Below are 11635 nucleotides of genomic sequence, written 5' to 3'. Positions count from 1 at the left end.
GGGGGGGCCCCGCGCGGGGGGGGGGGGGGGGGGGGGGGGGGGGGGGGGGGGGGGGGGGGGGGGGGGGGGGTGAAGCCGCACGGCGCGAGGTGGGATGGCGGCGCAGCCCGGCCAGGCCCGGCGCAAGGTGGGATGGGGTGGCCGCACGGCCCGGCGCGAGGTGGGCAAGGCAGAGCAGTGGGGCGGGGCAGACGCGGTGGGTGGGGGTGGCGGAGCGGGGTGGGGCGGAGCCGCACGGCGCGGGGGTGGGTGGGGCGGAGCCAGGCGCGGGGGTGGGGCGGCGGCAAGCGCGGGGTGGGCGAGGCGGAGTGGTGGGGTGGGGTGGGGTGGGGTAGGGGTGGTTTGGGTGTTCGGTACCGTGGCCGGGTTGTCGGGGGTTGGGTTGTGTGTCTCGGGGCTGTGTGTGGTGGGTGACTGTGGGATGGGGGTTGGCGCAGGGTCATGGAACACGTCGACGTCCTGATCGTCGGTGCCGGCATCGCGGGCATCGGCGCCGCCTGCCACCTGCGGCGGCGCTCGCCGGGCAGGTCGGTGCTGATCCTGGAGGGCCGCGAGGCGATCGGCGGGACCTGGGATCTGTTCCGCTATCCCGGCATCCGCTCGGACTCGGACATGCACACCCTGGGCTACTCCTTCCGCCCGTGGGCCGCCGGTGATTCGATCGCCGAGGGCGCGGTGATCCGGGAGTACATCCGGGACACCGCGCGTGAGCACGGCGTGGACCGACTGGTGCGCTTCGGTCACCGGGTGGTGGACGCCGCGTGGTCCGGCGAAACGGGCCGGTGGACGGTTCGGGCGGTGCGGACGCACGGTGCGGACGGCGCCGGCGACCGCGACGGCGCGACCGAGACCGAGACCGTGGAGCTGACCTGCTCGTTCCTGTTCGGGTGCACCGGCTACTTCCGCTACGACCAGGGCTACACACCCGAGTTCCCCGGCATCGAGAACTTCGCCGGGCCGGTGGTGCACCCGCAGGCGTGGCCCGAGGACCTGGACCACGCGGACCGGCGGGTGGTGGTGATCGGGAGCGGCGCGACCGCCGTCACCCTGGTCCCGACGCTGGCCCGCACCGCGGCGCACGTGACCATGCTCCAGCGCTCGCCCGGCTACGTCATGGCGTTGTCCAAGCGCGACGCGACGGGTGCGCGATTGCGCCGGGTGTTGCCGGATCGGACCGCGTACGCGCTGATCCGGGCCAAGAGCATCGGCATGGCCATGCTCGCCTTCCACCTCTCGCGCCGCGCGCCCACGCTGATGAAGTCGGTGCTGCGCCGGGGCGCGATCCGCCGACTGCCCGAAGGGTACGACGTGGACACCCACTTCGCGCCCCGCTACGACCCATGGGACCAGCGCATGTGTTTCGTCCCGGACGGCGACCTGTTCACCGCCCTGCACGGCGAACGCGCCTCGATCGTCACCGACACGATCGCCGGCTTCACCGAGACGGGCGTGTGCCTGGCGTCCGGCACCGAACTGCCCGCCGACATCGTGGTGTCCGCGACCGGACTGAACCTGCGCATCCTCGGCGGCATCACGCTGCGCGTGGACGGGACCCCCGTCGAACCGTCCGAAACCGTGGCCTACAAGGGCATGATGCTCTCCGGCGTGCCCAACTTCGCGTTCGCGATCGGCTACACCAACGCCTCCTGGACGCTCAAGTGCGACCTGGTCGGCGAGTACGTCTGCCGACTGCTGAACCACATGGACGCACACGACCGGCACGTGTGCATACCGCAGGCTCCCTCGGCCGACATGCCGCTGGAGCCGCTGCTCGACCTCGAATCGGGGTACGTGCAACGCGGTTCCGCGTCGTTGCCCAAGCAGGGGTCGGCCACCCCGTGGCGGCTGCACGAGAATTATCCGCGCGACATGCTGATGCTGCGACACGGCACGCTCCGGGATCGGGGCATGCGCTTCGCGCGGGTCGGCCGGCCGGCCGAGGCCGGTGCCGAGCAGGATCCGCCGGATCAGGCCCGCGCGGCGACCTCGCGCAGATAGGCGTCCGTCCGGTCCGGCTCGTACAGGAAGTTCTCGAAGTCGGCCGGGGTGTCGATGGCTCGGGCCACGCGATCGGCGACCTCTTGGTACTCGTTGCCGGCCGCCAGCAATCGCACCACGTGCTCGGGCGGCGGCGCGAGCAGCGCGGTGGTGAACTTCACCGAGTGCCGGGCGTACGCCCAGAACCGCTCGAAGGTGTCCTGCATCCAGTCCCGGTCGAACGGCTTGTCGCCGTGCTCGACGATCGCGTCCAGGTGGACCGCCGCCGCCCGGGCCGCACTGTTGGCGCCCTGGCCGGAGATCGGGTCGTTCGCCACCACCACGTCGGCGATGCCCAACGCGAGGCCACCCGAGGGCAGTTCGGCCACCGGTCGGCGTACCACCGGGGTGAAGGCGCCGCTGAGCACACCCAGTGCGTCGGTCAACTCGGCGGCCCGGGTGCGCTCGTAGTCCCAGGGCGCGTAGGTGCGGATCAACTCCAGTGTGGACGCCCAGTGTTCCTGCGGATCGCGGACGCCGGTGAAGCGGTCGAACGGGCCGCCGGGGATCGCCTCGACCAGGATGATCTCGCACGGTCCGGACAGCGTGAGGCCGGGCAGGTAGTACAGCTCGCCCAGGCCGGGGATCACGTTCAGGTGCACCGCCTGCAGGCCGACCTCCGGGCGGGGCGTGACGCCGTGCACGTAGGACACCGCCAGGTGTCGCTGCGGCACGGTGTGCACCGAGCGCTCGTGGTCGCGGTCGAACATGGTGACCAGTTCGCCCTTGCCGGCCGCGACGACGACGAGGTCGTAATTCCGGCTGTACCAGTCGATGTCGCCGACCGAGACCGGATGCAGCACCAGATGCCCGCCGCGGCGCGCGAACAGTTCCAGCCAGGTGGACATCTTCACCCGCTGGTCGACCGACTCCGAGCCGCCCATGTCGCCGAGCCAGTCGACGAACGGCACGCCATCCGGGCCGGGGATGGTGAACCCGGTGGAGGCCAGCTTGGGCACCTGGTCGTCCCACAGGTCCAGGCCCTGGGCGGCCTCCAGGGCCAGTTGCGAGGGGAACATCATCTGGGTCGAGCTGACCCGGCCGGCCCGAATCTCCTCCGGCGTGCGCTCGGTCATCACGGTGACGTCGTAGCCTCGGTCCTGGAGCCCCAACGCGAGCTGAAGCCCGGAGTGGCCGGCGCCGACGATCAGGATCCTGCGCACGAGTGACGCTCCTTCCGGTTCACGGTCGAATGCATGCTATGGCCACGCATCTTCCGGTCGGCGGGCGCCCTCACCGGCCGGGCGGCCGGCGGGTGCGGCGCACCAGCGGCGGCAGCACGCGAGCAGCCAGGGGATGGTCGGGTGGCGCAGCGGCGCGATGGCACCCCGGATCGGACGGGCAACGGGCGTTCGAAGCGCATGGCAGGGGCGGCGGGCGGCGGTTCGGCTCGGCTCGGCGGTCAGGGGGATGTGGCCGGCAGGAGGTAGGAGCGGCCGGCGCGGCGGTCCGCGATGCGGACCAGGGCTTCCAGGAAGGCGAGTCGGAAGGGGCCCATGCCCGGAGCGTCGCGCAGCCGCAGAACCCGCTCGGTCCAGGCCGTCGACCGGACCTCGGCACCGGGACCGGGCACGACACCCGCGCGGGCGGCGTCCGCGACGCCGGCCGGGCTCCGGCGGCCGTCCCCGACGCCGTCGGCGAAGAGCACGGTGGGGTCCAGCACGATGGCCGGCACCCACCGGTCGCCGGGCAGTTCGACCGGGCCGAGCCGGTCGCCGACCTCGACGCCGAGCACGCGCGGCACGGTGCGTTCGGCCTCGTCCGGCATCGGCCGCACCGATACCCGGACCTTGCCGTGGTGGGCGGCCACCAGGTAGGTGATCAGTTCGGCGTCCGCCGCGTCGTTCAGCAGGTGTACGTCCGGGTGCAAGAGGGCGAGTGCGGAGACCAGTTCGTGTCGGAAGTGGGGGCGCGAGTGCCGCCCCTGGTCGTGGCCGGATTTCGCCCACGGGCCCGGGCCCGGCGGTTCGGCCCCGGGCGGGCAGTCGTCGCACAACATCGCCTGGAACGCGGCGTGCGCCTTGCCCACGTCGTGGTACCGCCCGGCGACGGCCGCCGATTCGACCAGGTGTCCGGGGATCACGAAGCCGGTCTCGGCCAACTCCCGGGCCACCAGCCGCACGTCACGCTCGACATCGGCCAGGTGTCGAGGCAGGTCGATCCAGCGCTCCGCGCACGGCACCGCCGATTCCTCGGCCGCGCCCGGCTCGTCGTCGAGTGGCACAACCGGCACCGGACCGGGGTGGTGCAACCCCCAGCCCGACGCCACGTCGTAGCAACCCGCGGCGGCGTCGGCCAGCACCACCGCCCCCGGCCGCAGGTCGTCCGCCGTCAACGGTCGGCAGCCGCCGGTGCGATCCAGGGTCCACCACCGGTCCGGCCGGCGGGCCGCCGCGCGAGCCACCTCGCTCGCCGGCGCCGGACAGATCTCCACCCGACGCGGGTACGGTTCGCGGTCCCGGGGACGGCCGTTCGGCCAGTGCCGCCAGGTCACGGCGACGTGCGGATCGGCATCGTCGCGAACCCATCGGGCCACCTCGTCGGCGCCCTCGCCCACCTCGGCATCGACGCCCGGCAGCGTATCGAACAGGCGCAGCAGATCCCCGCGCCGCAACACGTGCCGAACCGGCGTGTCCGCGCCTATCGGTGTCCGCGCCAACCGGGTGCCGGTCACCGCGCACCCCTCCAGGCCGATCAACACCCTTGCGGTGCGGCGCAGTTCCGGCTCCGAGTACGGCGCGTGGTGCGCCCCGCCGGCCCCGTCCGTGGGCGGCCACGTCCACAACAGTCGCGCGTCCGGCTCGCGGCCGTCCCGATTGCAGCGCCCGGCCCGCTGGACCAGGGCCGGCCACGAGGCCACTTCGGTCAGCAGCACCCGCGAGGTGATCTCGACGCCGGCCTCCACGACCTGGGTGGCCACCACGATGCGGCCGGCCGCGGCCGGCTCCCGGGCCGATCGTTCGACCAGGACGGCACGTTCGGCCGGGCGCAGCAGCGCGTGCAGGCCGATCAGTTCGGGCGCGGCCGCCCGGCCGGCCACCATCCGGGCCAGCGACGCCCGGACCGCGCAGGCGCGTTCGTCCGTGTTCAGGATCGCCAGCGTCCGTGTCCCGGGGCGGTGCCGGCGGAGCAACTCCGCGGCCACCGCGTCCGGATAGGACTCGGCGTCGGTGGGCATCGGCGCGAACTCGACAGTGCGGGTCGCCTCCAGCCGCCGGGCCAACTCGGTCCCGACCGGCAGGTCGAGTGCGTTCACCATCCGGGCGACCGTCGGATGGTCCGGGGTGCCCAGTCGGGTCGCGTCGCCGAGCGCCGACATCCACATCGTGGACGAGCCACCGACGGTGCCCAACTCGTCGCGTAGGCCCTGGAGTTGCGCGGAGGTCTCCAGGCCCGTGCCCATCAGGTGCGACTCGTCGAAGACGAACTGGGAGCCGGCGTGCAGCAATCCGAAGGACAGCGGCCAGGACGACCGCCCTTCGCCCCGACCGCGCATCAGCAGCCGGGACAACACCGCGTCCTGGGTGCCCACCAGGACGGCCGGGCGGGCGGGCCGCACCTGCCAGTCGTCGGCCTCGGGTTCGGCCCCGACGGACAACACGTGCACGTCGACGTCCGCACTGTGGCCGAGGCGCTCGATCCACTCGACGACGACCCGACGGGTGTACTCGGTCGACGAACGTTGCGGCAGCACGTAGACCAACCGGCCGGGCGTGGCCCGGCGCACCGCGCGTTTGGGATGCGCCAACCGCCGCCACAGCCAGGGCAGTACGGCCGCGACCGTCTTCCCGCAGCCGGTCGGCGCGCACAGCGCCTGCGGCAACTCGTCGCGGGCCAGCGTCTCCTGGTAGGCGTACGGCGGCGACCCCGTCGCCGTACGCACGAACTCGACGAATGAACGTTCGGCCATCCGGTACCCCCGCACCCCGATGCCCGGCACGCAGCCGGACACCGAGCATCCTGCCGGCCCGTACCGACATCGGCGGGCATATCCCCCGATCCGACCGCACGCGAACGCGATTCGTGCCCGGATCGGCCGGAGCGGAGCCGGCTTGCGATCGGCGTGTGATCGGCCGGTGACGCGGTGACGCCACAGCCCGATTCCCCGGCCGAAATCCGGTCGGTGCGCGCCCGCGGCAGCCGATGCGGCGTTCTCCGGCCTCGCCGGACGGGTCGCCTAGGGTGAGACGCATGGAGAGCCTGCCGAAGCACATATCCGACATCGACAACCCGTTGCGCGCGCTCACGCTCGACGTGCTGCGGCAACGCACCAGCGAGAAGTGGCGGGCCTACCCGGCGGACGTGCTCCCGGTGTGGGTGGCCGAGATGGACGTACATCTGGCCGAGCCGGTGGCCCGGGCGATCATCGACGCGGTGCGCCTGGGCGACACCGGATACGCGTCGGGCACCGGCTACGCCCGAGCCCTGGCCGACTTCGCGGCCGAGCGCTGGGGCTGGCAGACCCTGGCCGTGGAGCGCACCGCGATCGTGCCGGACGTGATGCTCGGCGTCGTCGAGATGCTCAAGCTGGTCACCGACCCCGGCGGCCGAGTGATCGTCAACTCGCCGGTCTACCCGCCGTTCTTCATGTTCGTGACGAACCTGGACCGGCGGATCGTCGAGGCGCCGCTCGGCGTGGATCGACGGATCGATTTCGAGGCCCTGGAAGCGGCCTTCCGCACCGCGACCGCGACCGGGGAGCGGGCCGCCTACCTGCTGTGCAGCCCGCACAACCCGACCGGCACCGTGCACACCGAGGCGGAACTGGCCACCGTGGCCGCGCTGGCCGCCGAGTACGGGGTACGGGTGGTGGTGGACGAGATCCACGCACCGCTCGCCCCGCCCGACGTGTTCGTGCCGTACCTGCGCGTACCCGGCGCCGAGAGCGGCCTGTCGCTGATGTCCGCGTCCAAGGGCTGGAACCTGGCCGGCCTCAAGGCCGCGCTCGCCGTGGCCGGTCCGGCCGCCGCCGACGACCTGGCCCGGCTGCCGATCGAGGTGGCGGACGGCCCCAGCCACGTCGGGGTGATCGCGCACACCGCGGCCCTGCGCGACGGCGTGGCCTGGCTCGACGCACTGCTGGCCGGGCTGGCCGAGAACCGGCGGTTGCTGGCCGGGTTGCTCGCCGAGCAGTTGCCGGGCGTGCGGTACACCCCGGCCGAGAGCACCTACCTGGCCTGGTTGGACTGCCGCGAACTGGGCCTGGGCGACCGCCCGGCGGCGCACTTCCTCGAACACGGTCGGGTCGCGCTGACCTGCGGCACCGACTTCGGCACCGGCGGCGCGGGGCACGCCCGGTTCAATCTGGGCACCCACCCGGACATCGTCGCCGAGGCGGTCCGCCGGATGGCCGGCTCGATCTGATCCACGACCGATCGTCGACGCGCCGGCCGGGCCCTCACCGCGGTGGGCGCGGCCCGGCCGCGTACTCCAAGGCGTGCAGGAGGTATACGGCGGAGGCGTCGGTGTGGTCGTGGCGCAGCGCCCACAGGGCGACCTCGGTGGGGAACTGTACGTCGGCGAAGGCGATCACCACGACGCTGCCGTCCAGGAACAACCGGCTGCGGGCGCTGCCCAGGTCGACCCAGGTCGCGGCGACCGCGAGGGCGGCGTCCTCGTCGGCGCACGGCAGGAACGCGTAGCGACCGTCGAGCAGGGCCGCGGGCAGGATCGCCGCGGCGCGGCGGACTTGGGCCAGGTGTTCGTCGAACGCGCGGCGGTGTTCGGGCGCGGACCAGGGCAGGCGGGAGCGCCACAGCAGGCAGGTGCACCACGCGAGCACTGCGTCGTCGTCGGGCGCGGCGCCGGTGTCGGGGGGCGGGTCGGCCCGGTCGGGGTGCGGCTCGGTGCGCAGCTCGTGTCGGGCCAGGGTCCGCGCCTCGACCACGTCCTCCGCGTGCCCCCCGTCCGCCGCGTCGGAGTCGGGCCGCCGATTCGGTTCTTCCTCGCTCAACGATCCGCTTCCGTTCTCGATCATCCGTCCACCCCGCCGGACAGCACGGTAGTGCAACCACCCGGCTCCCGGGCGCGGTCCGGGCCGGAGCCGGCCTCCGACTCGTTCACCACCACTTTGCCGTCCCGGGACAGTCGCCCCATCGTGGCGTAGACCCGGCCGAAGGACAGCGGCTTGCCGCGGCCGAAAAACGTGTCGTAGACCCGCTTGAGGTCGTAGCCGTGACTGGGCTCTCGCTCCGGCAGGCCCAGCAGGGTGAGAGGAACGCTCATGCCGGGTGAATACGCGCTCGGCGTCTACGCCGCGTCCATACGCTCGGAGTACAGGTGGCCGACACCCGCATCGACCCGGTGGATCCGGGCGGATGGGCGGCGATTCGTCCGGCGAACATCAACTATTGACGTCGTGGTCCAGACCAATTACCTTCCAATAGGTGTTTTGGTCCAGACCAATTCGCTATGCGACTGCTTCCTGGTCGCGGTCGAGCTCCCCATTCGCCGACCGCGATCACCCCGGTGAGGCGCGCGCGTGCACGGTTCCGTACCGCCCTGTTCCACGCACACAGGGAGAGAGCCATGTCCCCTCACAAGCGCGGATTCCGCTTCCGCAACAGATTCCGGAGCCGGGCCGTTGCCCTGCTTGCCGTCCTCGTCCTGCCCCTGGCCGTGCTCACCGGCCTGCACGCCGGCGCCGCCCAGGCCGCCGGGAAGCTCACCGCGACGTTCTCCATCCAGGACAACGGCTCGTGGTGGAAGGGCACTTACGTCGTGCACAACGGCGGCACCGCCGCCGTGACCGGCTGGCAATTGGAGTTCGACCTGCCGGCCGGCGTCACCGTGACCGGCAACTACTACGGCGACGCCACGGTGACCGGCAGCCATGTCTCGGTCAAGAACGCCTACTACAACGGGACCGTCGCGGCGGGCGGCAGCACCGACCCGTTCAGCTACTGGTTCGTCGGCAACGGCCCGGCCGGGCCGCCCACGCACTGCACGGTCAACGGCGACAAGTGCGACGGCTCGCCCGACGTCCCGCCCAGCGCGCCCGGCGCCCCGCACGCCACCACCGTCACCGCCCACTCGATCGCACTCGGCTGGACCGCCGCGACCGGCGGCGACTACCCGGTGGCCGGCTACGAAGTGGTCTCGGGCGGCGCCACGGTCGCGACCGTGCCGACCGCCTCGGCCACCCTCACCGGCCTCACCCCGGCCACCGCGTACACCTACGCGGTCCGGGCCAAGGACACCCGGGGCAACCTCGGACCGCTCGGCCCACCCGCCACGGTGACCACCGTGGACCCGGCGAGCGATCCGACTCCGCCGACCGCCCCCGGCACCCTGCGCAGCACCGGCAAGACCTCCTCCACCGTCGCGCTGGCCTGGAACGCTTCGACCGACAACGTCGGCGTGGCCGCGTACGACGTCTATCGCGACGGAACCCTGGCCAAGACCGTCCCGGCCGGCACCACGACGGCCACGATCGAGGCCCTGTCCCCCGTCACCAAGTACACCTTCACGGTCAAGGCCCGGGACGCGGCGGACAATTCCTCGCCCGCCTCCAACGCGCTCGACGTCACCACCGACGACATCGCCGGCGCCGGCAAGAACCTGCGGGTCGGCTACTTCGTGCAGTGGGGCATCTACGGCCGGCAGTACTTCGTCAAGAACCTGGACACCTCCGGCTCGGCGGCCAAGCTCGACGTGATCAACTACGCGTTCGAGAACATCGATCCGGTCAACCTGACCTGCATGGCCGGCGTCACCAAGGGCACCACCGCCAACCCGCAGGACCCCGACCAGGGCACCGGCGCGGGCGACGCGGACGCCGACTACGCCCGGCCGATGTCGGCCGCGCAGTCGGTGAACGGGGTGGCCGACGACGGCTGGGCCAAGTTGCGCGGCAACTTCAACCAGCTCAAGCAACTCAAGGCGAAGTACCCGCACTTGAAGGTGGTGGTCTCGCTCGGCGGCTAGACGTACTCCAAGTTCTTCTCGGACGCGGCGGCCACCGAGGCGTCCCGGCAGAAGCTGGTCAAGTCCTGCATCGACATCTGGATCAAGGGCGACCTGCCGGTCTACAACGGCGCGGGCGGGCCGGGCACCGGCGCCGGCATCTTCGACGGGATCGACGTGGACTGGGAGTGGCCCGGCTCGCCCGACGGCCACGCCGGCAACCACTACAACGTCAACGACAAGCAGAACCTGACCCTGCTGCTCGCCGAGTTCCGCAAGCAGCTCGACGCAACGGCCGGGCCGCGCAAGCTGCTTACCGCGTTCACCCCGGCCGACCCGGTCAAGGTGAACCAGGGCTGGGACACCTCGAAGATCTTCGACTACCTGGACGTGGCCAACGTCCAGGGCTACGACTTCCACGGCGCGGGCAGCGACAACTCGTGGGAGCCCAACCGCACCGGTGATCAGGCCAATCTGTACACCGACGCGCAGGACCCCTACCCGACCCACTTCAGCATCGACGACGCGGTGAAGATCTACACCGACGCCGGGGTCAATCCGCGCAAGCTCACCATCGGTTTCCCGTTCTACGGCCGAGGTTGGCAGGCCGTCGCCGACGGCGGCGCGCACGGTGAATGGCAGTCGGCGGGTGGCGCGGCGCCCGGCCAGTTCGCCGAGGAGGCCGGCACCAGGGGCTACTCGAACCTGCTTGCCAGTGTGCCCAATCTGACCGTCTACCACGACGAACAATCCGTCTCGACCTACGGCTACACCGGAGCCGGCGGCCAGTGGTGGACGTTCGACGACGCCTGGTCGATCGCCAAGAAGACCGCCTACCTGAAATCCAAGAATCTACTCGGCGCGATGATTTGGGAGATGTCCGGGGATACCGCGAACGGAGCGCTGATCACCGCGCTCGACAACGGGCTCAAGTAGCACGACAGCCGCAACTCGACGCACGTCGAGGCTCGTCCCGTACCGCCGTCCGGGTCCCCACCGGGCGGCGGTACGGCAGTTTCGGCCGCTGCCGGGTCGCGGCAGCCAACCGCCGAGAAGTCTGGCGCGGGGGCGAATCGGGATGGACACTTCGGGATACATCATGGTGAACACGCCCAGGGGAGGGGATGTTCATGAGCACACCGGACAAGGGTGGCGGGGGATCCGGCAGCGGTGGCGGTGGTTCTTCGTCGTCCAGCTCGTCCAGCTCGTCGAGTTCATCGGGTTCGTCGAGTTCGTCGTCCGCGCCCGTGCAGGCACCGGCACCGCCCCCGCCGCCGCCCCCGCCGCCTGCGCCCGCGCCCGCGCCCGCACCGGTGATCACCGCGGCGGCTCGGCTGGCCGCGTACGCGGCGGCGCCGAACTCCTTCGACATCCACTGGGAGGACCGGGCCTCCTTGACCACCAAGGCGATCCGGATTCCGATGGGCGGGGTCGAGCTGATCGTCAACATTCACTTCGGCAGCGAGGCCGGTGTCTGGTTCGGTTTCGGTAGTGCCTACGTCCGCGGGCAGGACAACAACTTCTGCAACATCAACGCGCAGACCACCCTCGCCCAGCGCCGGCTCATGCGAAACCAGATCGAAGGCGACTTCAACGCCCAGTGCAGTTACGCGTTCGCGCACCGCAACGATTGACCGCCGGCCCGACACGCGAACACCCCGCCGAGGCCCCGGCCCTCGGCGGGGTGTTCGCG

Annotated in this window: 7 protein-coding genes and 1 pseudogene; 4 read left to right on the top strand and 4 right to left on the bottom strand. The window is 71.9% G+C overall.

The genetic code is table 11. From position 1 onward, the window contains the following. The first annotated feature begins 441 nt into the window (after positions 1-441). Positions 442-1998, top strand: a complete 1557-nt coding sequence (locus ACFXMF_RS43800) for a flavin-containing monooxygenase (protein ID WP_379990447.1) — start codon at positions 442-444, stop codon at positions 1996-1998. Here the strand turns inward: ACFXMF_RS43800 and ACFXMF_RS43795 are convergent. Both ACFXMF_RS43795 and ACFXMF_RS43790 read right to left on the bottom strand, forming a co-directional pair. Further along, positions 1968-3200, bottom strand: coding sequence for a styrene monooxygenase/indole monooxygenase family protein (locus ACFXMF_RS43795; protein WP_360324323.1), 1233 nt, complete (start codon positions 3198-3200; stop codon positions 1968-1970). The two genes, ACFXMF_RS43800 and ACFXMF_RS43795, sit on opposite strands and share 31 nt — an antisense overlap. 239 nt (positions 3201-3439) lie before the next feature. Next, on the bottom strand, positions 3440-5947 hold the full coding sequence (locus tag ACFXMF_RS43790; RefSeq protein WP_379990448.1) for a CRISPR-associated endonuclease Cas3'': 2508 nt from the start codon (positions 5945-5947) through the stop codon (positions 3440-3442). Between the two features lie 281 nt (positions 5948-6228). Here ACFXMF_RS43790 and ACFXMF_RS43785 point away from each other — a divergent pair, with 281 nt between their 5' ends. Further along, positions 6229-7401 carry an aminotransferase class I/II-fold pyridoxal phosphate-dependent enzyme gene (locus ACFXMF_RS43785; RefSeq protein WP_360324327.1) on the top strand — a complete coding sequence of 391 codons (1173 nt, stop codon included), beginning with the start codon at positions 6229-6231 and terminating at the stop codon, positions 7399-7401. 34 nt (positions 7402-7435) lie between these two features. On the opposite strand, the gene ACFXMF_RS43780 is transcribed toward ACFXMF_RS43785, so the two are convergent. Continuing rightward, positions 7436-8014, bottom strand: a complete 579-nt coding sequence (locus tag ACFXMF_RS43780; protein WP_360324329.1) for a hypothetical protein — start codon at positions 8012-8014, stop codon at positions 7436-7438. Next, the gene (locus ACFXMF_RS43775; RefSeq protein ID WP_379990450.1) at positions 8011-8262 is read right to left on the bottom strand and encodes a PadR family transcriptional regulator; all 252 of its coding nucleotides are present in this window, start codon (positions 8260-8262) and stop codon (positions 8011-8013) included. The genes ACFXMF_RS43780 and ACFXMF_RS43775 overlap by 4 nt, the downstream gene beginning before the upstream one ends. A 303-nt stretch (positions 8263-8565) precedes the next feature. Between ACFXMF_RS43775 and ACFXMF_RS43770 the strand changes: the two are divergent. Together ACFXMF_RS43770 and ACFXMF_RS43765 are read left to right on the top strand one after the other, a co-directional pair. After that, positions 8566-10878, top strand: a pseudogene (locus ACFXMF_RS43770) (glycosyl hydrolase family 18 protein). A 311-nt stretch (positions 10879-11189) separates the two neighbouring features. Continuing rightward, positions 11190-11576: a hypothetical protein gene (locus ACFXMF_RS43765; protein WP_379990451.1), complete on the top strand. Its 387-nt coding sequence runs from the start codon at positions 11190-11192 to the stop codon at positions 11574-11576. Positions 11577-11635: the final 59 nt, after the last annotated feature.

The sequence above is a fragment of the Embleya sp. NPDC059213 genome (assembly GCF_042754445.1).
Taxonomy (GTDB): domain Bacteria; phylum Actinomycetota; class Actinomycetes; order Streptomycetales; family Streptomycetaceae; genus Embleya.
This window is presented reverse-complemented; position numbering and strand designations above follow the sequence as displayed.

Coding starts and splice junctions, on each gene's coding strand:
- ACFXMF_RS43800 (WP_379990447.1), top strand. CDS start 442: ATGGAACACGTCGACGTCCTGATCGTCGGTGCCGGCATCGCGGGCATC.
- ACFXMF_RS43790 (WP_379990448.1), bottom strand. CDS start 5,947: ATGGCCGAACGTTCATTCGTCGAGTTCGTGCGTACGGCGACGGGGTCG.
- ACFXMF_RS43775 (WP_379990450.1), bottom strand. CDS start 8,262: ATGAGCGTTCCTCTCACCCTGCTGGGCCTGCCGGAGCGAGAGCCCAGT.
- ACFXMF_RS43785 (WP_360324327.1), top strand. CDS start 6,229: ATGGAGAGCCTGCCGAAGCACATATCCGACATCGACAACCCGTTGCGC.
- ACFXMF_RS43780 (WP_360324329.1), bottom strand. CDS start 8,014: ATGATCGAGAACGGAAGCGGATCGTTGAGCGAGGAAGAACCGAATCGG.